The organism is Pseudomonas protegens CHA0, from assembly GCF_000397205.1.
Taxonomy (GTDB): domain Bacteria; phylum Pseudomonadota; class Gammaproteobacteria; order Pseudomonadales; family Pseudomonadaceae; genus Aquipseudomonas; species Aquipseudomonas protegens.
Genome location: NC_021237.1, coordinates 262,014 through 282,299, shown reverse-complemented (window position 1 = coordinate 282,299; position 20,286 = coordinate 262,014). Strand labels below are relative to the sequence as shown.

Annotated in this window: 19 protein-coding genes; 5 read left to right on the top strand and 14 right to left on the bottom strand. The window is 65.0% G+C overall.

Features of this window, described 5'->3' with window-relative positions; translation table 11 throughout:
• Position 1: 1 nt before the first annotated feature.
• The 3 genes from PFLCHA0_RS01230 (at position 2) to PFLCHA0_RS01220 (ending at position 2,539) form a co-directional block, all read left to right on the top strand.
• Entirely contained in the window at positions 2-1,126 is a 1,125-nt protein-coding gene (locus PFLCHA0_RS01230) for a methionine ABC transporter ATP-binding protein (protein WP_015633739.1), read from the top strand.
• The gene (locus PFLCHA0_RS01225) at positions 1,116-1,760 is read left to right on the top strand and encodes a methionine ABC transporter permease (RefSeq protein WP_015633738.1); all 645 of its coding nucleotides are present in this window, start codon (positions 1,116-1,118) and stop codon (positions 1,758-1,760) included. Before PFLCHA0_RS01230 ends, PFLCHA0_RS01225 begins: the two co-directional genes overlap by 11 nt.
• Before the next feature lie 152 nt (positions 1,761-1,912).
• Positions 1,913-2,539 (top strand): class I SAM-dependent methyltransferase, encoded by a 627-nt coding sequence (locus tag PFLCHA0_RS01220; protein ID WP_015633737.1) that lies wholly within the window; start codon positions 1,913-1,915, stop codon positions 2,537-2,539.
• 199 nt (positions 2,540-2,738) lie between these two features.
• On the opposite strand, the gene PFLCHA0_RS01215 is transcribed toward PFLCHA0_RS01220, so the two are convergent.
• Genes PFLCHA0_RS01215 through PFLCHA0_RS01205 form a run of 3 tightly spaced genes read right to left on the bottom strand, consistent with a single transcriptional unit; the run spans position 2,739 to position 7,983 of the window.
• A complete protein-coding gene (locus tag PFLCHA0_RS01215) occupies positions 2,739-5,825 on the bottom strand; it encodes an efflux RND transporter permease subunit (protein WP_015633736.1) in 3,087 nt (1,028 codons plus the stop codon).
• Positions 5,822-6,892 (bottom strand): efflux RND transporter periplasmic adaptor subunit, encoded by a 1,071-nt coding sequence (locus PFLCHA0_RS01210; protein ID WP_015633735.1) that lies wholly within the window; start codon positions 6,890-6,892, stop codon positions 5,822-5,824. The genes PFLCHA0_RS01215 and PFLCHA0_RS01210 overlap by 4 nt, the downstream gene beginning before the upstream one ends.
• The gene (locus PFLCHA0_RS01205; RefSeq protein WP_011058616.1) at positions 6,889-7,983 is read right to left on the bottom strand and encodes an efflux RND transporter periplasmic adaptor subunit; all 1,095 of its coding nucleotides are present in this window, start codon (positions 7,981-7,983) and stop codon (positions 6,889-6,891) included. The genes PFLCHA0_RS01210 and PFLCHA0_RS01205 overlap by 4 nt, the downstream gene beginning before the upstream one ends.
• A 274-nt stretch (positions 7,984-8,257) precedes the next feature.
• Here PFLCHA0_RS01205 and PFLCHA0_RS01200 point away from each other — a divergent pair, with 274 nt between their 5' ends.
• Positions 8,258-9,454, top strand: coding sequence for an AAA family ATPase (locus PFLCHA0_RS01200; protein ID WP_015633734.1), 1,197 nt, complete (start codon positions 8,258-8,260; stop codon positions 9,452-9,454).
• Between the two features lie 131 nt (positions 9,455-9,585).
• Here PFLCHA0_RS01200 and PFLCHA0_RS01195 read toward each other — a convergent pair whose 3' ends face one another.
• The 11 genes from PFLCHA0_RS01195 to PFLCHA0_RS01145 all read right to left on the bottom strand — a co-directional run bounded on the left by PFLCHA0_RS01195 (position 9,586) and on the right by PFLCHA0_RS01145 (position 19,490).
• Positions 9,586-10,470 carry a transporter substrate-binding domain-containing protein gene (locus PFLCHA0_RS01195; protein WP_015633733.1) on the bottom strand — a complete coding sequence of 295 codons (885 nt, stop codon included), beginning with the start codon at positions 10,468-10,470 and terminating at the stop codon, positions 9,586-9,588.
• Entirely contained in the window at positions 10,467-11,249 is a 783-nt protein-coding gene (locus PFLCHA0_RS01190) for an amino acid ABC transporter ATP-binding protein (protein ID WP_015633732.1), read from the bottom strand. The genes PFLCHA0_RS01195 and PFLCHA0_RS01190 overlap by 4 nt, the downstream gene beginning before the upstream one ends.
• A complete protein-coding gene (locus PFLCHA0_RS01185) occupies positions 11,246-11,905 on the bottom strand; it encodes an amino acid ABC transporter permease (protein ID WP_015633731.1) in 660 nt (219 codons plus the stop codon). Before PFLCHA0_RS01185 ends, PFLCHA0_RS01190 begins: the two co-directional genes overlap by 4 nt.
• Positions 11,886-12,551, bottom strand: coding sequence for an amino acid ABC transporter permease (locus PFLCHA0_RS01180; protein WP_011058611.1), 666 nt, complete (start codon positions 12,549-12,551; stop codon positions 11,886-11,888). The genes PFLCHA0_RS01185 and PFLCHA0_RS01180 overlap by 20 nt, the downstream gene beginning before the upstream one ends.
• A 466-nt stretch (positions 12,552-13,017) precedes the next feature.
• Positions 13,018-13,800, bottom strand: a complete 783-nt coding sequence (locus PFLCHA0_RS01175) for a MetQ/NlpA family ABC transporter substrate-binding protein (RefSeq protein ID WP_011058610.1) — start codon at positions 13,798-13,800, stop codon at positions 13,018-13,020.
• Positions 13,801-14,102: 302 nt separating this feature from the next.
• On the bottom strand, positions 14,103-15,035 hold the full coding sequence (locus PFLCHA0_RS01170; protein WP_011058609.1) for a sigma 54-interacting transcriptional regulator: 933 nt from the start codon (positions 15,033-15,035) through the stop codon (positions 14,103-14,105).
• 57 nt (positions 15,036-15,092) lie between these two features.
• Positions 15,093-15,674 (bottom strand): alpha/beta hydrolase, encoded by a 582-nt coding sequence (locus PFLCHA0_RS01165; protein WP_011058608.1) that lies wholly within the window; start codon positions 15,672-15,674, stop codon positions 15,093-15,095.
• Positions 15,675-16,097: 423 nt separating this feature from the next.
• Positions 16,098-16,499 (bottom strand): ExbD/TolR family protein, encoded by a 402-nt coding sequence (locus PFLCHA0_RS01160; protein WP_011058607.1) that lies wholly within the window; start codon positions 16,497-16,499, stop codon positions 16,098-16,100.
• Position 16,500: 1 nt separating this feature from the next.
• Positions 16,501-17,226: a MotA/TolQ/ExbB proton channel family protein gene (locus PFLCHA0_RS01155; RefSeq protein ID WP_011058606.1), complete on the bottom strand. Its 726-nt coding sequence runs from the start codon at positions 17,224-17,226 to the stop codon at positions 16,501-16,503.
• Between the two features lie 55 nt (positions 17,227-17,281).
• On the bottom strand, positions 17,282-18,115 hold the full coding sequence (locus PFLCHA0_RS01150; protein WP_015633730.1) for an energy transducer TonB: 834 nt from the start codon (positions 18,113-18,115) through the stop codon (positions 17,282-17,284).
• A 511-nt stretch (positions 18,116-18,626) separates the two neighbouring features.
• Positions 18,627-19,490, bottom strand: a complete 864-nt coding sequence (locus PFLCHA0_RS01145) for a LysR substrate-binding domain-containing protein (RefSeq protein ID WP_011058604.1) — start codon at positions 19,488-19,490, stop codon at positions 18,627-18,629.
• 108 nt (positions 19,491-19,598) lie between these two features.
• Here PFLCHA0_RS01145 and PFLCHA0_RS01140 point away from each other — a divergent pair, with 108 nt between their 5' ends.
• A complete protein-coding gene (locus PFLCHA0_RS01140; protein WP_011058603.1) occupies positions 19,599-20,261 on the top strand; it encodes an ankyrin repeat domain-containing protein in 663 nt (220 codons plus the stop codon).
• The last annotated feature ends 25 nt before the right edge of the window (positions 20,262-20,286 follow it).

Sequence of the window (20,286 nt, the reverse complement as noted above, 5' to 3'; positions counted from 1 at the left end):
GATGAGTGTCGCGACGCTACAGCGCAAGCTGCCGGAAGCGGCGCCCCGGCGCGCCGAGCAGACCGAGCTGCACCCCGAACTGAATCGCGCCCAGGTGCGCTTTATCGGCCTGGGCAAGACCTACCAGGGCCAGCAGGGTCCGGTGCAGGCCTTGCACGATATCGACCTCTCGATCCAGCGCGGCGAGGTGTTCGGCATCATCGGCCGCAGCGGCGCCGGCAAGTCGTCGCTGATCCGCACCATCAACCGCCTGGAGCAGCCCAGCAGCGGCCGGGTGCTGATCGACCAGGTGGACATCGGCGACTTCGACGAAGACCGCCTGGTGGCCCTGCGCCGGCGCATCGGCATGATCTTCCAGCACTTCAACCTGATGTCGGCCAAGACCGTGTGGCACAACGTCGAGCTGCCGCTGAAGGTGGCCGGGGTACCCAAGGCCGAGCGCCAGCGCAAGGTGCGCGAGCTGCTGGAGCTGGTGGGCCTCAAGGACAAGCACCGGGCCTACCCGGCGCAGTTGTCCGGCGGCCAGAAGCAGCGGGTGGGGATCGCCCGGGCCCTGGTCCACGATCCCGAGATCCTGCTGTGCGACGAAGCCACTTCGGCCCTGGACCCGGAGACCACCCAGTCGATCCTCGGCCTGCTGAAAGAGATCAATCAGCGCCTGGGCCTGACCATCATCCTGATCACCCACGAGATGGCGGTGATCCGCGATATCTGCGACCGGGTGGTGGTACTGGAGCACGGGCGCATCGTCGAGCAGGGGCCGGTCTGGGAAGTCTTCGGCAACCCGCAGCACGAGGTCAGCAAGACCCTGCTGGCGCCCCTGCAGCACGGCCTGCCGGAAGAACTGCAGAACCGTCTGCAAAGCCATTCGACGTCTTCCGATGCGGCGCTGGTGCTGAGCCTGCGTTTCACCGGCAGCAGCCATGAGGAACCGGACCTGGCGGCGCTGTTCGGCGCCCTGGGCGGCCGCGTACGCCTGCTGCAAGGCGGCGTGGAACGCATCCAGGGCCACGCCCTGGGGCAACTGCTGCTGGCAGTCCAGGGCTCGTCCCTGGAGGCTGCGCAACTGCGCCAGCGCGCCGGGCAATGGGCACAACAGGTGGAGGTACTGGGCTATGTGGTTTGATCGCTTGTTGCAGGGCATTCTCGACACCCTGCTGATGGTCGGCGTGTCCTCGCTGATTGCCCTGCTGGCGGGGATTCCCCTGGCGGTGATCCTGGTCACCAGCGGCAAGGGCGGGATCTACGAGGCGCCGAACCTGAACCGGGCGCTGGGGGCCTTTGTGAACCTGTTCCGCTCGATCCCGTTCCTGATCCTGATGGTGGCGCTGATCCCCTTTACCCGGATGATCGTCGGCACCACCTACGGCGTGTGGGCCGCCGTGGTGCCGCTGACCATCGCCGCCACGCCGTTCTTTGCGCGGATCGCCGAAGTCAGCCTGCGTGAGGTCGACCACGGCCTGATCGAGGCCGCCCAGGCCATGGGTTGCCGGCGCTGGCACATCGTCTGGCACGTGCTGCTGCCCGAAGCGTTGCCGGGCATCGTCGGCGGCTTCACCATCACCCTGGTGACCATGATCAACTCCTCGGCCATGGCCGGGGCGATTGGCGCGGGCGGCCTGGGGGACATTGCCTACCGCTACGGTTATCAGCGTTTCGACAGCCAGATCATGCTCACGGTGATCGTGCTGCTGGTGATTCTGGTGGCCGCGATCCAGCTGGGTGGCGACCGCCTGGCGCGGGTGCTGAACAAGCGCTGAGGGCTGTGGTGTCCGTTCGGACGCCTTCGCGAGCAAGCTCGCTCCTACCAAGGACTGTGATCATCCCGTAGGAGCGAGCTCGCTCGCGAACAGGCCGCCAGGCCGTCATTGGCGGTATATTGGCTCCCTCCTCTCTAGCCACGCAGCCCGCCATGAAACTCGCCCCCGACGATCTCGACAGCATCACCGCCACCACCCTCGGCCACTACCAGCAGGTGGCCGAGGACTTTCGCGAAGGCACCCGCGACCACGACGTCAGCCAGAACATCGACGCGCTGCTGCGGCACATCCAGGGCCCGGCGCCATTCACCGTGCTGGATTTTGGCTGCGGACCCGGCCGCGACCTGCAGGCCTTCACCCGCCTGGGCCATGTGGCCATCGGCCTCGATGGCTGCGAGCGCTTCGCCCAGATGGCCCGGGAAGACAGCGGCTGCGAAGTCTGGCAGCAGGACTTCCTCAAGCTCGATCTACCGGCGGCTCACTTCGACGGCATCTTCGCCAACGCGGTGCTGTTCCACATTCCCCGCCAGGAACTGCCGCGGGTGCTCAAGCAACTGCATGCCAGCCTCAAGGACGGTGGCGTACTGTTCAGCTCCAATCCCCGGGGTGACAACCAGGAAGGCTGGAACGGCCCGCGCTATGGTGCCTACCACGACCTGGCGGCCTGGCAGGCGTTGCTGACGGATGCCGGGTTCGTCGAACTGGAACACTACTACCGCCCCGTCGGCCTGCCTCGGGAACAGCAACCGTGGCTGGCCAGCGTCTGGCGCAAGGCCTGATCCCCCTGCGAGTCAGGCGCCCGCCTCTCGGGCCCCTTCGCTGGCAAGCCAGCTCCTACGAGGCCGTGGGGGGCCTACGCCCTCTGCAACGCCACATACCCCGTAGGAGCCGGCTTGCCGGCGAAGGCGATTTCAGATCAGGCGCCTGTCTCTCGGGCCTCTTCGCTGGCAAGCCAGCTCCTACGGAAATAGCCAGCGCCTACGAGGCCGTGGGCCGGGTGCGCTCGGTGTCCTTGCTCGGTTCCTTGATCTTGTACCAGGCCACGTACAGCGCCGGGAGGAACAGCAGGGTGAGCAAGGTGGCAACGATGATGCCGCCGATCATGGCGTAGGCCATCGGCCCCCAGAACACTTCCCGGGCAATCGGGATCATCCCCAGGCTGGCCGCCGCCGCGGTCAGCAGGATCGGCCGCCGTCGATGGTGGGTGGCTTCCAGCACCGCGTCCCAGGGGTGATAGCCCTCACGCTCGTATTCGTCGATCTGGGTCACCAGGATCACCGAGTTGCGGATGATGATGCCGATCAGCGCCAGGATCCCGAGGATCGCCACAAAGCCCATGGGCGTGCCCGTGGGCACCAGGGCCAGGACCACGCCGATCAGCCCCAGGGGCGCCACGCTGGCCACCAGGAACAGCTTCTGCACGCTGTGCAGCTGGATCATCAGGAAGGTCGCCATCAGGAACAGCATCAGCGGCACCACCTTGGCGATCGGCCCCTGGGCCTTGCCGCTTTCCTCCACGGTGCCGCCGGTGGCCACCGAATAGCCGGCGGGCAGTTGCGCGGCGAAATGGTCGATGTCCGGCTTCAGTTGCTTGACCAGGTCGGTGGGCTGGATCGCATCGCGCACCGCGGCCTTGATGGTGATGGTCGGCTTGCGGTCGCGACGCCACACCAGCGGCTGCTCCAGCTCGTAGCGCACCGTGGCGAAGGCCAGCAGCGGGATCGAAGTGCCGTTGGGGGTGACGATCTGCAGGTTCTGCAGGGTTTCCGGGGAGCCGCGCTCGTTGTCGTCGGCGCGACCGACCACGTTGATCAGGTAGATGTCGTCATGCACCTGGGTCACGGTGGAGCCGCTGACGATGCTGTTCATCAACTGCGCCACGTCTTCTGAGGACAGCCCCAGTTGCCGCGCCTTGTCCTGGGCGATGTCGATGCGCAGCACTTTGCCGGGCTCGTTCCAGTCATAGATGATCTCGCCAATGTGCGGGTTCTTGTCCAGCTCGGTGGCCAGTTCGATGGCGTGCTTGCGCACCTGGTCGATGTCCTTGCCACTGACCCGGTACTGAATCGGCCGCCCCACCGGCGGGCCCATTTCCAGGGCCTGCACATAGCTGCCGATGCCGACGAAATCTTCCCGCAGGCGTTTCTGCAAGCGCTGGGTCAGGGCCGTGCGCTGCTCCAGGCCCTTGCTGACGATCACCAGCTGGGCGTAGTACGGGTTCTGCAATTGCTGGTCCAGGGGCAGGTAGAAACGGATCGCGCCCTCGCCGATATAGGTGCTCCAGCGCTCGATGTCCGGGTCGTCCTTGAGGGTGGCCTCCAGGCGGTCCACGGCCTGGCGGGTCTCGTTGATCGAAGCGTTCTGCGGCAGGTTGAGGTCAACGAGGATCTCCGGCCGGTCCGATGACGGGAAGAACTGGTTCTGCACGAAACGCATGCAGAACACCGAAGCCACGAACAGCAGCACGGTGATGCCGATGGCCCACCAGCGGTTGCGCATGGCCCAGAGCAAACCGCCATTGAAGGCGCGACCGATGCGCCCCGGCTCATCGGAATGGGGTTTGACGTTGGTGCTGAGGATGTGGATGCCGATCACCGGGGCAAACAGCACCGCGACTATCCACGACACCAGCATGGCCACCGCGATCACCGCGAACAGGGTAAAGGTGTACTCACCGGCAGAACTGGCGTTGAGGCCGATGGGCACGAAGCCGGCCACGGTCACCAGGGTCCCGGTGAGCATGGGAAAGGCGGTGGAGGTGTAGGCGAAGGTCGCTGCCTGCTCCTTGCTCTCGCCCTTCTCCAGCCGCGTGACCATCATTTCCACGGTGATCATCGCGTCATCCACCAGCAGCCCCAGGGCGATGATCAGCGCCCCCAGGGAGATCCGCTGCATGGTGATGCCGCTGTACTCCATGAACACGAAGACCATGGCCAGCACCAGCGGAATCGAGCAGGCCACCACCAGCCCGGCGCGGACCCCGAGGCTGATGAAACTCACCACCAGCACGATGATCACCGCCTCGAACAGGGCACTGGTGAAACCGCCCACTGCCTCTTCCACCACCTCGGCCTGGTCGGAAACCTTGTGCACCCCGACGCCCACCGGCAGGTCGGCGGTGAGCTGGTCCATGCGGGCGTGCAAGGCCTTGCCGAAGTCCTGGATGTTGCCGCCCTTCTTCATGGCGATCGCCAGGCCGATGGCCGGCTTGCCATTGAAGCGGAACAGCGGCGTGGAAGGGTCGACATAGCCGCGGCTGATCTCGGCGATGTCCGCCAGCCGGTAGAAGCGGTCGTTGAGCCGCAGGTTGACCGTGGCCAGGTCCTTCTCCGAGGCGAACTGCCCGGACGTGCGCACCGAGATGCGCTCCGGCCCAGCCTCGATCACCCCGGCCGGGGTCACCGCGTTCTGCGATTGCAGGCTCTGCAGGACCTGGCGCTGGTCAATGCCCAAGGCCGCCAGCTTGCGGGTGGAGAAGTTCAGGTAGATGACTTCATCCTGCTCGCCGACCATCTCCACCTTGCCCAGGTTCGGCACTTCGCGGATCTGCGCCCGTACCTGTTCCACGTAGTCGCGCAGCTGGCGCATGCTCAGGCCATCGGCGGTGAAGGCGTAGATCGAGCCGAACACATCGCCGAACTCATCGTTGAACCCCGGGCCCTGCAGGCCCTGGGGAAAGTCGCCGCGGATGTCGTTGATCTTCTTGCGCACCTGGTACCAGATCTCGGGAATGTCCTTGGCACTGGTGGTGTCGCGCAGGTAGACGAAAACCGTCGACTCGCCGGGGCGGGTGTAGCTTTTCACGTAGTCCAGCGAGTCCAGCTCTTCGAGTTTCTTCTCGATGCGGTCGGTGACCTGCTTCAGGGTTTCTTCCTGGGTCGCACCGGGCCAGCGGGTCTGGATGACCATGGTCTTGATGGTGAAGGAGGGGTCTTCCTCGCGCCCCAAATTCATGTAGGAAAACACGCCCATTAGCAGCGCAACGAACATCAGGTACCAGACGAAGGACTGATGCTTGATCGCCCACTCGGACAGGTTGAAGCTCCCTTTGCTGTCGGGCGTCATTGTGCGCGGTCCTCATCGATTTTGACTTTCTGCCCCGGCTTGAGGCTGTTGACCCCGGCACTGACCACCCGCTCGCCGGACTTGACGCCCTGGCTGATCAACGCCGAAGCATTGTCGCGGCTGAGCACCGTGACCTCGCGCGGAGCCACCGTCTGGCTCTGGGGGTCGACGACCCAGATCCGGGTCTTGCCCTGCACCTCTTGCAGGGCGGTCAGCGGCACCTCGGTGCGCGGCTCGATGGCGGTGCTCAGGGTCACGCTGATGGCGGTGCCCAGGCGAAAGGCCTCGGGGGTGTCCTTGAGGGTCAGGCGCGCACGGCGGGTACGGGTCGCGCTCTGAGCCTGGGGCTCGATCTCGCGCACCGTGGCAGTGGTGTTGATGCTTGGGTCCAGCTGTGCCGCGACCTTGAATTCCACACCGGCCGGCAACTGGTCCACCAGGCTGGCCGGCAGGTCGATCACCGCTTCCTTGATCTCCGGTCGGGCCAGGGTCACCACTTGCTGGCCGGCGGTCACCACCTGCCCGGCCTCGGCGTTCCAGGCGGTGATCACACCGCCGTGATCGCTGCGCAGTTCGCTGTAGTTGAGCTGGTCCCGGGCCTGGCGCACCGAGGCCTTGGCCTGGTCCAGGGAGGCACCGGTGGTCTTCAGGTCGGTCTGGGCGATGTCCAGTTGCGCCTGGGCGCCCACGCCGCGATCGAACAGTTCCTGCTGGCGCCGGGCATTGGCCTGGGCGTTGATCCACTGCGCCTCGACCTTGGCCAGGTCGCCCTGGGCGGCCCGCAGCTGGTTCTGCTGGTCGGTGGGGTCCAGAGTCGCCAGCAAGTCCCCGGGGCCCACTTCGGCACCGACATCGACATTGCGGTTGGCAATGCGCCCCGGCACCCGGAAACCCAGGTTGGTCTCGTAGCGGGCCTGGATGGTGCCGGCAAAACGCCCCAGGCTTTCCTCGGCTTGGGGCGCCACCCGGAACGACAGCACCGGGCGCACCGGCTCCGGCGCCGGCTCTTCCCTGGAGCAGCCCAGCAATAAGGCGCTGGCACACAACAACGGCAGCAGGCGCTTCATGGCTGTGCTCCTTGGTCGCTCGTTTGCGAGGCGATCTCCACGAACATCCCCGGGTGCAGCAACTGCCCACCCGCCACTACCACTTTCTCGCCGCCCTTGAGGCCGTCGCTGATGATCACCTTGCCGGTGAGGTAGCGCCCGACCTTCACCGTGTGCAGGGCCGTCTTGCCGTCCTCGCCCACCAGCCACACGGCAGGCTCGCTGAGGTTCTTGGTCAGGGCCGACCAGGGCAGCACCACACTGGCCTTGCCATGGGCCCGGGCGGTGGCGCTGACCACCGAGCCCAGGTCCATGCCCGCCGGCAACGAATCGAGCACCACTTTGACCTGCACCGTGCCGCTCTGGGCCGAGACCACCGGCGTCACCTCGCGGACCTTGCCGGTGGTGGTCACCTTGGGGTTGTCCAGCAGGCTGATGTGAATGGTTTCCTGGCCCGGTGGCTGCATCAGCAGCGACTCGTAGACGTTGAACACCGCATCGCGCTCGCCATCCCGGGCCAGGCTGAAGATCGGCACCGTGGCCTGCACCACCTGGCCGACCTCGGCCTGGCGCGCGGTGATCACCCCCGGAGCCTCGGCCACCAGCTCGGTGTAGCTCAGTTGCTCGCGGGCGTTGGCCAGTTGCGCCTGGGCCGCGCTCAGGGCGCTCTGGCTGCTGCGCAGGGCGGCCTGGGCCGAATCGTATTCACTCTGGCTGGTGTAGCCCTTGGGCAAGAGCTTCTGCTGGCGGACAAACGCCGCGCCGGCCTGCTTGACCCGGGCCTGCTCGGCGAACACCGAGGCCGCGGCAGAATCGACATTGGTCTGCAGGTCCTTGGGATCGAGCTTGGCCAGCACCTGTTGCGCGGTAACCCGATCGCCGACATCGACCATGCGCTGGATGATCTTGCCGCCGACGCGGAACGACAGTTCGGTCTGCACCCGGGCCTGGACGTCACCGGTCAGGGTCACCGAAGGGGCGAAGTCACTGCTCTGCACCTCCAGGATGCGCACCCGCGGGCGCTCCTTTTCCCCGGGCTTTTCCGCCCCGCAGCCGCCAAGCAGCAGCAACAGGGTCAATCCCACTATCCACTTCGAATTGAACGCAGCCATGCAGGCTCCTTTTGCGTGATGCTGTCTCGCCAGTGACGTTACGACTGTGAGCTTAGAACAGGGTTCAACCGCTGCACGCCAGTCTCATCAGAGAGGGTTTCGGTGGCGCGGAGCTTGCTCCCGCTGGCCGGCCGGCGCCCCGGGGCGCAGCAGCCGCAACGGCCCTCGACGCGCTCTATCCTGGCAAGCACAACGTCGGTTTCGAGGGCAGCCGCAAGCAAGCTGCGGCTCCACAAATCAGGCACACTGCGCACCACGCAACAGGAGACCCGGCATGCTCAAGACCCTGGCGGTGGCCAACTACCGCTCCATCAACAAACTGGTGATTCCCCTGGGTCGGCTGAACCTGGTCACCGGCGCCAACGGCAGCGGCAAGTCCAACCTGTACCGCGCCCTGCGCCTGCTGGCGGAGACCGCCCAGGGCGGCGTGGTCAACGCCCTGGCCAAGGAAGGCGGGCTGGAATCGACGTATTGGGCCGGGCCGGAACAGATCAGCCGACGCATGAGCCAGGGCGAGGTGCCGATCCAGGGCGGGCAGCGCAAGGCCGCCAGACGCCTGCAACTGGGCTTTGCCGGTGAGGACTTCGGGTACGCGATCAGCCTGGGGCTGCCGGATTCCAGCGGCCATTTCATGTTGCCCGGGCACAGCTCGCCGATTGCCTCGCGCTTCACTCTCGACCCGTGGATCAAGCGCGAGAGCATCTGGGGCGGGCCCCTGTACCGCTCGGCCAGTGCCCTGGTGGACCGCCAGGGCCCGATGATACGAGCCCGTGCGGGCCGACAATGGGAGGTGCTGGCGCAGCACACGAGCAGCGGCGACAGCCTGTTCGACCGGGTGGGCAACCTGAGTTCATCGCCCGAGGTCCTGCATCTGCGCGAGCAGATCCGTGGCTGGCGTTTTTATGATCACTTGCGCACCGACAGCCAGGCACCCGCGCGCCGACCACAACTGGGCACCCGCACCCCGGTGCTGCACCACGATGGCCGGGACCTGGCCGCCGCGTTGCAGACCATCATCGAAGTGGGCGATCAGCAGGCATTGCACGAAACCATCAGCGATGCCTTCCCGGAGTCGCGGCTGGAGATCGATGCCGTTCCGGGGGGGCTGTTCGGGGTGCAGTTCTATCAGGAAGGCTTGTTGCGACCGTTGTCGGCCGCGGAACTGTCCGACGGCACCTTGCGCTACCTGTTGCTGGTAGCGGCCCTGCTGACCCCACGACCCCCGACCCTGATGGTGCTCAACGAACCGGAGACCAGCCTGCACCCGGACCTGTTGCCGGCCCTGGCGCGCCTGATCATTCGCGCCTCGCAGCAGTGCCAGGTGTGGGTGGTGTCCCACGCCCGGCGGCTGATCGCGGCCTTGCAGCAAGACCCCGAATGCAACTGCATCGTGCTGGAGAAACAACTGGGCCAGACCGGCATCGTCGGCCAGCGCATGCTGGACGAACCGGCGTGGAACTGGCCCGATTGACCCCTCCCCGCCGGCCCCGACTGCCATGCCCCCGTAGGAGCCAGCTTGCTGGCGAAGAGGCCCTCAAGCCCCGCACCGCTCTCGCGGACGCCTTCGCTGGCAAGCCAGCTCCTACGCGGAGGGAGGAGGGATCAGCCCTGCCACTTGCCGCCTTCGACAATCACGCTCTCGGGCTTGGTGTCGTCGCTCAGTTCCTTGCGCACGTACTGGTCATACAGCTTGAGCAGGTATTTCTCTTCGCCCAGTTTGGCCAGTTCGGCATTCACCCAGTCCCGCAGTTCGATGTTGCCTTTCTTCACCGCCGGGGCAATCGGCGCCTGTTCGCCCAGGGTCTGGGGCAATACGCGGTAGCCCGGGTTCTGCTTGGACCAGCTGAACAGAATCAGGTTGTCCTGGGCATAGGCGTCGCCACGGCCATTGGCCAAGGCTTGCAGGGACTCGGTGTTCTTCTCGAACTTGAGCAGTTTCCAGTCCGGGTGGTTCTGGGTCAGCCAGATGTCCGCGGTGGTGCCGGTGGTGACGATGGTGGTGCGGCTCGCCAGGTCATCCAGGCTCTTCACTGCACTGCCTTCGGGCACCAGGGCCTGCACCGCCACCTTGAGGTTGGGGTTGGTGAATTCCACCGCTTCCTTGCGCTCCGGAGTCACGGTCATGTTGGCCAGGATCAGGTCAACCTTGTCGCTCTGCAGGAAGGGAATGCGGCTGGCCGGTTCCACGGCGACGAATTCAACCTTGTTCTCGTCCCCCAGCAGGTCCTTGGCCAGTCGCCGGCCGATGTCGGTATCGAACCCCACATAGCGCCCGGTTTCATCGACGAAACCGAACGGCGGCTTGTCGGTGAACACGCCGACGATCAGCTTGTCCCGGGCCTTGATCTTGTCCAGGTAGCCGGCCGCCGGCGCGGCGCTGGCAGCGGTGGCCGCAGGCTTGGGGGCCTCGGCAGATTTATCGCAGCCGGCCAGCAGGGCCAGACCGAACAGCGGCAGTAACAACAGCGAAGACTTGGCAGTTTTCATAAGAGCTCCAGTTCCTTTTTAGGGGCTTTCTTGGGCAGTGCTTCAACGAAGGAGAACTTCTCCAGGAACTGCTGCGCGCGTGCGCTCTGCGGGTTCGTGAAGAAAGCCTCGGGGGTGTTCTGTTCCACGATGCGCCCGCCATCCATGAACACGATGCGGTCGGCCACGGCCCGGGCGAAGGCCATTTCATGGGTGACAATCAACAGGGTCATGCCGTCGCGGGCCAGGCCCTGGATCACTTGCAGCACTTCCTTGACCATCTCCGGGTCCAGCGCCGCGGTGACCTCGTCGAACAGCATCACCTGGGGGTTCATGCACAACGAACGGACGATGGCGATGCGTTGCTGCTGGCCGCCGGAAAGCTGCCGGGGAAAGGCCTCGCGCTTGTCCAGCAGGCCCACTCGTTCCAGCAGCGCCTCGGCCTGGGCCCGGGCTTCCCGGGGCTCGCGCTTCTGTACCTTGAGCGGCCCCAGGAGGATGTTGTCCAGCACGTTCATGTGGGGAAACAGGTGATAGCTCTGGAACACCATGCCGATCTGCTGGCGCACCTGGCGCCAGTCGGTGGCGGGGCTCAGCAGTTCGCGCCCGGCAAAACGCAGGTGGCCGCTGTGGGCGGTTTCCAGGCCGTTGAGGCAGCGCAACAGGGTGCTCTTGCCGCAGCCGCTGGGGCCGAGGATGACGATCACCTCACCCGCCGCCACGCAGAGGTCCACTTCCTTTAGCACCTGCTGCGGGCCGAAGAACTTGTTGAAACCCTGGAACTCGATCAATGCGCTCATGCTTGCGTCCAGCGCCGTTCCAGCACGCGGGAGGCGGCTGACAACGGGTAGCAGATAAAGAAGAAAAACAGAAACAGAACGCCGTAGATCAGCACCGACTCGTAGGTGCGCTCGATGATCTGCTGGCCGACCTTGATCACGTCCACCACGCCGATCAGCACCGCCAGGGAACTGGTCTTGATGATCCGCGTGTAGACGTTGATGGTCGGTGGCGTCATGCGTTTCAGCGCCTGGGGCAGCAATACGTAGCCGTACAACTGGGCACCGGAAAGACCGATGGACAAGCCCGCTTCACGCTGGCCCCGGGGCAGGGATTGCAGAGCCCCGCGGACCACCTCGCCGACCTCGCTGGCACCCCACAGCGACAGCACCAGCACCGCGCAGGTGAAGCTGGGAATACTGATGCCGAAGAAGATCGGAAAGCCGAAGAACAGCAGGTACAACCAGACCAGCACCGGGATCGCCCGGAACAGCTCCAGGTAGATCCGCAGCGGCACGTCCAGCACCTTGCGCTGCAGGCTGCGCAGCACGCCATAGAGCACGCCGCCCAGGGTGCTGAAGGCAATGCTCAGCAAGGAAATCGACAAGGTCTGCGCAGCGCCCCTGGCCAGTTGCGGCAGGGACACCAGCAACAGCTCAAGACCCGAACTGGCCATGCTGCAACCTCCTTTCCAGACGGCTGAGCAACAGCGACAGGGGCAGGAACAACAGCACGCAGATCAGCGTCAGCACCGCGAGCATTTCGTAGGTCTTGTAGTACAGGGCGATGTAGCTCTTGGTGGTGTAGAGAATTTCCGGCACCGCCACCGCCGAGACCACGGTGGTTTCCTTGAGCAGGAAAATGAAATTGGCGAACAGCGATGGCAGGCTGAGGATCCCGGCCTGTGGCAGGATCACGTAGCGCAGCAACTGCCACTGCGACAGGCCGATGGAACGCCCCGACTCCAACTGCGCCTGGGGCACGGCTTCCACGCCGGCCCGCAGCACCTCGGTGAGGTAGGCGCCGCCAAGAAAAGTCATGGTGATGATCGCCGCGGTGAAGCCGGAGACCTTGATCCCCAGGGCCGGCAAGGCGAAGTAGACGAAGAACAGCTGGATCAGCAGCGGTGTGTTGCGCGCCAGTTCCACGTACAGGCCGATCAGCCGGTGCAGGTAAGGGGTGCGAAATACCAGGAGCGTGGCGTTGATCAGGGCCACCAGCAGGGAAGTGCCGATGGCGATCAGGCCGACCTGCAGGGTTACCCCAACGGCTTTGAGAAAGGCCGGCAGGGTGCTGAGGATAAAGGCGTAGTCGAGGGTCATTGAAAGTCCTGGACGCCGCTGGGGTACAGCGGCGGTGGTGCAGTCCATGGGGCGATGGGTAACCGCCCGGCTGCCGCGACTTTATAGCTATAAAAAGCAGAATTTAAATACCGTTAAGGCATATTGATATCACCCAAAAACCTAACCCGCGGATTTGCCGGGCTGGCGCAGGGCTACTACCTTTTCTACCGGGTCGAACGGAGCTTTCGCGCCCATCCCCCCACTGGACGCTGCACCTCTCAAGGACGACCACCATGGCCGATGCAAAGACCCCGCAACCCCTGGACCCCCATGAACTGATGAAATGGCTGGCGGCCCTGCGCCGGGCCACCCAGCCCACTGCCAAAAACGCCGCTGTATAGGCGCCGGCTCCTACGGTTTTCGGGCGCAATAAAAAACGCCGACGCTGCGCTAGCCGTCGGCGTTTAAACCTTGAAGGGGTTTGTCGCGTCAGTAGCCTAGTTCATCAGAACGCCGGCAGTACTGCGCCGCTGTATTTTTTCTCGATGAAGGCTTTGACTTCCGGGCTGGTCAGGGCCTTGGCCAACTTCTGGATGGCCGGGCTGTCCTTGTTGTCCGGGCGAGCCACCAGGTAGTTCACGTAAGGCGAATCGGAACCTTCGATGATCAGCGCATCCTTCGCCGGGTTCAGGCCGGCTTCCAGGGCATAGTTGGTGTTGATCATGTCCAGGTCAACCTGGTCCAGGACCCGCGGCAGCATGGCCGACTCAAGTTCCTTGAACTTGAAGTTGTGCGGGTTCTTGGCGATGTCCTTGGGCGTGGCCACGGCGTTCTTCGGGTCCTTGAGCTCGATCAGGCCGGCCTTCTGCAGCAGGATCAGGGCGCGGCCGCTGTTGCTGCCTTCGTTGGGGATGGCGATGGTTGCGCCATCTTTCAGCTCGGCCAGGGTCTTGACCTTCTTCGAGTAACCGCCGAAAGGTTCGACGTGCACGCCGATCACGGTTTCCAGGTGGGTGCCTTTGCCTTCGTTGAAGCTTTTCAGGTAGGGCAGGGTCTGGAAGTAGTTGGCGTCCAGGCGCTTCTGGTCGACCTGCACGTTGGGCTGCACGTAGTCGGTGAAGACCTTGATTTCCAGGTCCACGCCTTCCTTGGCCAGGGTCGGCTTGATCAGCTCGAGGATCTCGGCGTGGGGCACCGGGGTCGCGGCGACCACCAGCTTCTCGCCAGCCTGGGCGATACCTGCGCTCAGGGCTGCCGCCAGTGCGGTGAACAACAGAACTTTTTTCATGCAAGGTCCTTAGGTGTCGAGGTCGACGACGGCTTCAAATAGGGAACTGATCGAGGTGCCAGTGAAGTGCCACTGCTGGCGTGAGGCGGACAATACCGAGATTTTTTATTCCCGAACAATATCTTTTATTCACGTTCATATTCCATTTTGTTCATACAGCCTCCCGGCGCTCTAGCCTGCGATTTCCCACCTGCCAGGCCAGCCTTGGTAGTAGCCGGCTTGCCGGCGAAGAGGCCCTCAGGCCTTGCATCGCCCTTGTGCACGCCTTCGCTGGCAAGCCAGCTCCTACGGTGGCCGGGGTTTCAGGTCAGGGCGGTGCGTTGCAGCAACTGGTGCAGCGCCTGGCGCTCGACAGCGGATCCGATCTCGGCGATCTGCTGCAACAACTGCTGGATCTGCTCCAGCGGCGAGGGCGTCGGCGGCAGGTTGAGGTGCTCGGGCAGTATCTCCTCGCCGCTGCTGACCAGCAGCGCAAAGTGGATGACGTTCTCCAGCTCCCGGGTGTTGCCCGGCCAGCTGTGGCGATTCAGGGCCTGCTGCGCGGCTTCGCTGATCAGCGGCACCGGCAGGTCCAGGCGCTGGCTGTAGATGCCGAGGAAGTATTCGGCCAGGGACTCGATGTCTCCCACCCGTTCCCGCAGCGCCGGCAGTTCCAGCTGGCCTTCGCTGAGGTAGCGATACAGGCGCTCGTGAAACTTGCCCGCCGCCACCGCCTGGGCCAGGTCGATGCTGGTGGCCGCCACCAGGCGTACGTCCACCGGGCTCGGTTGCTGGGCGCCAACCCGGGTCACTTCGTGGTTCTCCAGGGCGGCCAGCAGCTTGGTCTGGATCGGCAGCGGCAGGTCGCCGATTTCATCCAGGTACAGGGTCCCGCCGTTGGCCGAGCCGAACCAGCCGGCGCGGCTGCTGGCCGAACCGCTGAAACTGCCGGCGGCATAACCGAACAGTTCGGCGTCGGCGTAGGTCGGGCTGATGGCGCCGCAGTTCACCGAGACGAACAGGCCACTGCGATCGCTGGCACGGTGGATGTGCCGGGCCAGCAGCTCCTTGCCGGTGCCGGTTTCGCCACGGATCAGTACCGAGACCGAACGCGGCGCCAGTTGCTCCAGCTCTTCGCGCAACTGCCGCGAGCGCGGGTCGACGAACACCAGCGCCTTGGCGCGGATGCTCAGGGGGCTTTTCTCGGCATCGGGGAAGGTCAGCAACGGCTGACCGAATGGGGTATGGGCACTCATGGCAGGCTCCCGCCCCAGACCGCCGGGGGACGGGGCGTTTAAACGAAAAAAGGACGATCAGGCACGACGCAGGGCGTGTTGTTCCATGCGGTTCTGCAAGCGGTACAGATAGGCGAAACCCTGCTCCCAGCGATGGTGGCCGGACTTGACGTTGATATGGCCGGCGCCGGCCAGGATCCCGGCTTCGGCGCCCCAGTCACGGGCCAGCTCCAGGGCCCGCGGCGCGCTCACGGCACTGTCGTTATCCGAGCTGACCACTTGGCTGGGGAACGGCAGCAGGTGCCGGGGGATCGGCGCGAAATTGCGCAGCGCCGGGGCACAGGCCGGGCGCTCGACGTCCGCCGGGGCCACCAGCAACGCACCGCGCACCTGGCGCAGGGCCGCTACGGGCGCGCGCGCGGCCCAATGAGCCACGGTAATGCAACCCAGGCTGTGGGCAATCAGGATCACCGGAGTGTCGTCGGCGGCAATGGCCTCGGCCAGGGCCGCCACCCAATCTTCGCGGCGCGGCGTCAGCCAGTCGGCCTGCTCCACCCGCGCGCTGTTGGGCAGGCTGTTCTGCCAGTGGGTTTGCCAATGATCTTCTGGCGATCCTTGCCAGCCCGGCACAATCAAGTAGCGAATGGATTCGTTGCGCATGGGGAACTCTCCTGCTGCGTGTCTGTTCCCGGACGAGTATAGGGAGGGGATTTATATTCGTTAAGGAATAAGAAGCTATTTATTAATACCTTAAACGAATATAAAACTTCCCCCCGGCCTCCGTAGGAGCCGGCTTGCCGGCGAAGAGGCCCGCAAGCCTTGCGTCGCACTCAAGGACGCCTTCGCTGGCAAGCCAGCTCCTACATCTGGCGCGAATACGGCGGTGTTCTTGTAGGAGCCGGCTTGCCAGCGAAGGGGCCCGCAAGCCTTGCACCGCGCTCAAGGACGCCTTCGCTGGCAAGCCAGCGCCTACGGCTGGCGCGATTACGGTGGGGGCCTTGCGGGGGCTTTTTCGCCAGGCAAAAAAAAGGCCGCACCCTGCCAAGGAGACGGCCTGAAAAGTCGTGGCGTTGTTGCTCGGTCTCAGCGCGCGGTAATCACCGACAGTTTGGTGATGCCCGCACGCTCGATGGACGCCATGGCTCGGGCCACTTCGCCGTAGTTGACGCCATCGTCGGCCTGCAGCTGGACCCGCACTTGCGGGTCCTTGGCCTTGGCCGCTTGCAAGTTGGTTTCCAGCAGGTCCGGCTGGATCTCGTCCTTGTTGATAAAGAGTTTGCCGGCACCGTCGATGCTCACCACCAGCGGGTCTTTCTGCTCCACCGGGGCCACGGCCTCGGTCTTGGGCAGGTTGATCGGAATGGCGTTGGTCAGCAGCGGCGCGGTGACGATGAACACCACCAGCAGCACCAGCATCACGTCCACCAGCGGCGTGACGTTGATCTCGCTCAGCACTTCATCGCTGTCTTGGGTGGAAAAGGCCATGTCAGGACGCCTCCTTCACTTTTTGCGGGCTGCCCTGGGCCGCGGCCTTGTGCACGCTCGGGTGGATCAGCACGCGGAAGGAGTTCTTCTGCGCCAGGCTGTAGAAGTCGTGGGCGAAGTCGTCCAGGTCCGCGGCCGTGAGCTTCAGGCGCCGCAGGAAGTAGTTGTAGACCAGCACCGCCGGCACTGCGACGGCGATCCCCACCCCCGTCGCCACCAGGGCTGCGCCAATGGGACCGGCCACGGTTTCCAGGCTCGCCGAACCAGCAGCGCTGATGCCTTTCAAGGCTTCCATGATCCCCCACACGGTGCCGAACAGGCCGATGAAGGGCGAGGTGCTGCCGATACTGGCAACCACCGCCAGGCCGGTTTCCAGGGAACGACGCTCACGCACGATCTGCTGGCGCAGGGCACGTTCGAGACGGTCCTGGTGGTTGATTGCCTGGCTCAGGTCCGCCGCGTGGGGCGCTTCGCCAACCTGGATCGCCGCATAGCCGGCCTGGGCCACCCGGGCCGCCGCGCCGGGCTGGGTTTCACTCAACGAGGCAGCGGAGTCGAGGCTGGACGCCGCCCAGAACTGATTGTGGAACTTGCGATCCTGGGACTTGAGGCGGGCGAACTGCACGCCCTTGACAAGGGCCAGGCCCCAAGTGGCGACGGAGAAGACCACCAACAGCCAGATCACCGCGCTTTCGATGGATTCCAGTGGAGATGCCAGTAACGTCATGATGTGTTCCCTCTGTGTAAGCGTTTAGCGCGTGTTGGTTGATCGGCCTTGCGGCTCAATGAATCTTGAAATCTATGGGTACGCTGACCCAGCCGTCCTGGGCCACGTCGCCCTGCTTGGCCGGGACGAAACTCCAGCGCTTGACCGCGGCCAGGGCGGCGTCATCGAGTTGCTGGCGACCACTGCTCTTCTGGATCTGGATCTCGCCCGGCTTGCCGCTGGCCAGTACATGCACCCGCAGCAGCACCGTGCCTTCCCAACCGCGACGCTGGGCCAGCGACGGATATTCCGGCGCCGGGTTCTTCAAGTACGCGGCATTCGCCGAAGCCGGGGTCACGGGCGCCGGGGCCGGTGGCGCGGGCGGAGCCGGAGCGGCTACCGGGGCCGCGGGCTGTGGCGGCGCCGGAGTCTGCTGCACCGGTTTGGGCGCAGGTTTCGGCTCGGGCTTGGGCACCGGCTCGGGCTTGGGCACCGGCTTGGGTTTGGGTTTGGGCACCGGCTTGGGCGGTGGCGGCTTCACGGCCAGCTCGTCCTCCACCGGAGGTGGCGGCTCCACCACCGGCTGTACCGGTTGTGGCGGTGGGGGCTCGACCACCGGCGGCGCCGGGCGCGAGAACTCGATGGTCATGGGCGGGATTTCCGGCGGCACGATCGGCAGCACCGGGGTCGGCTTCTGGCTCAGCCAGTAGATCACTGCCGCGTGCAGTACCAGGGCCGCGGCGCCGAGGATGATGGCCTCACGGCGACGCAATATCCCCTTGGGCGTGCGTTGCAGACGCAATTGGCCCAGCGGCAAGCGGTGAGGCCGGCCGAGGTCGACCAACTCGCCGCTCGGTGCCTGGCGCCACAGCACCTCGTGTGCACTGGCGGCGGTCTGGACATTGCCCATGGATTCACTCCCTACGATCTTTTGAAAAACCCGGCACCGGCGTTTGAACTGCCCCCACGCAACGGTGCCGCGGGGTCAATGATCAGTGCCCCGTGCTTATCTCTTAAAGTAATCTTTCAAGTTATAGATAGATCGAAATCGAATACCTGATTTCGCGAAAAAGCCCCAGGCCCCGTGGTTCAAGGGCTGCAGCCAAGAGGGAAAAACACCATGCCTTGCGGGCATCGAAAATATTCCCGCAAAGCATCGAAACAAGACGCTTGGCGGAGGATGGAACAGCTCTCCAAGCAGCAGCGCCCCCTCAAGATCAGCCCTTGCGCTGCTGAACAATCTTGTGAAGGGGCATTCCAGGGCCGCTGGGGCACTGTGCTACCGGCATGAGGCGACGAGATCCCGGCGGCCGCCTGTTATCGAACGCGCGACGGCTAGGCGAAGCTGTTCCGCAACTCGCCCCCCGGATGATCGGCCTGTACAGCCCTGGTGCAGACGAACCTGGCCAACCAGCAGACAGTCATCGCCTGGCCACTTGCGGCTTGACGCTTGCCACTGCCCGCAACTGTTCCTGTAGCTCCTTGCCGGCCCGGCTCAAGCCACTGCCGGCGTACAACGCCAGGCGCACGCCCTGGATGTCCGGCAAACCGCTGTCGGCGTCGAGCACGCGATGCCCCTTGCCCAGCACCCGTACCGGCAACAGGCTGATGCCCAGGCCCGCCGCCACCGCCGAACAGACGCTGGCCAGGCTGGCGCTGGAATAGGCGATGCGCCACGGCCAGCCTCCGACCTCCAGGTGATGGAGCATTTCCTGGCGGTACAGGCCGCCCACCGGGAACGCCACCAAAGGCAGCGGATCGCGGCCAAAGGCGGGCTGGCGAACGCTATCGACCCAGCACAGCGGCTCGGGCCAGGAGTCCACGCAGTCATCGCTGTGGCCCATCTGCTTGACCAGCAGCAGGTCGAACTCACCCCGCCGGTACTGGCGCAACAGCTCAGGGCCCAGGCCGCTGCTGACCTCCAGGCGCACTGCCGGGTAGTCCAGGCCAAAGCGCGAGAGCATGGGCATCAGGCGCTCGGCGGCGAAATCTTCCGGCACCCCGAGGCGCAGGACTTCTTCGCCGCGCTGGTTGACCAGCATATCGCTGGCCTCTTCATGCAGCGCCAGGATGCGCCGGGCGTAGGCCAGCAGCCGCTCGCCCTCCACCGTGGCCACCACCCGGCGCTGGTCACGGTCCAGCAACTGGCAGCCCAGGCTCTCTTCCAGGCGCCGCACCTGCTGGCTCACAGTGGACTGGGTGAGGTGCAGGCGCTCGGCGGCGCGGGTGAAGTTCTGGCTGTCGGCGACCGCGACAAAACTGCGTAACAACACCGGATCCAACATGTTGACCTACCATCCTGACTGCCACTGGTTGGCATGATTATATTTAATTTCAGAATACCCAGGGCCGTCACCATACTTCCCTTTCATCAGCCGGAACGGGAGGTTCTCATGCAACTCAAGCGTTTTCTCAAACGCGGCCTGATCGCCGCCGGCCTGTTCACTGCGGGGGTGGTCATGGCCAGCGATGGCGCGTTGCTGGAAGCGGTACGCAAGGGGCAACTGCAACAGGTGCAACAGTTGCTTGAGCAAGGCGCGGCGCTCGATGGCCGTGGCCTGGACGGCAGCAGCCCGCTGCTGGTGGCCACCCGGGACAACCGCATCGACATCGCCCGGGCGCTGATCGAGGCCGGGGCCGACGTCAACCGCAAGAACCTGATCCAGGACAGCCCCTACCTGCTGGCCGGCGCCAGCGGTCACAACGAAATCCTCAAGCTGACCCTGGCCCACGGCGCCGACCTCAAGAGCACCAACCGCTACGGCGGCACCGCGCTGATCCCGGCCTGCGAACGCGGCCACGTGGAAACCGTGCGCCTGCTGATCGAGGCCGGCGTCGAGCTGGACCACGTCAACCACCTGGGCTGGACCTGCCTGATGGAAGCCATAGTGCTGTCCGACGGCGGCCCGGCGCACCAACAGATCGTCGCCCAACTGATTGCCGCCGGCGCCGACCTGAACCTGCCGGACCGTGCCGGCCTCAGCCCGTTGCAACAGGCCGAGCGCCGTGGCCAGGGCGCCATCGCCAAGCTGCTGCGCGATGCCGGCGCTGCCTGAGCCGGCCCCTCTTTTGAAGGAACCT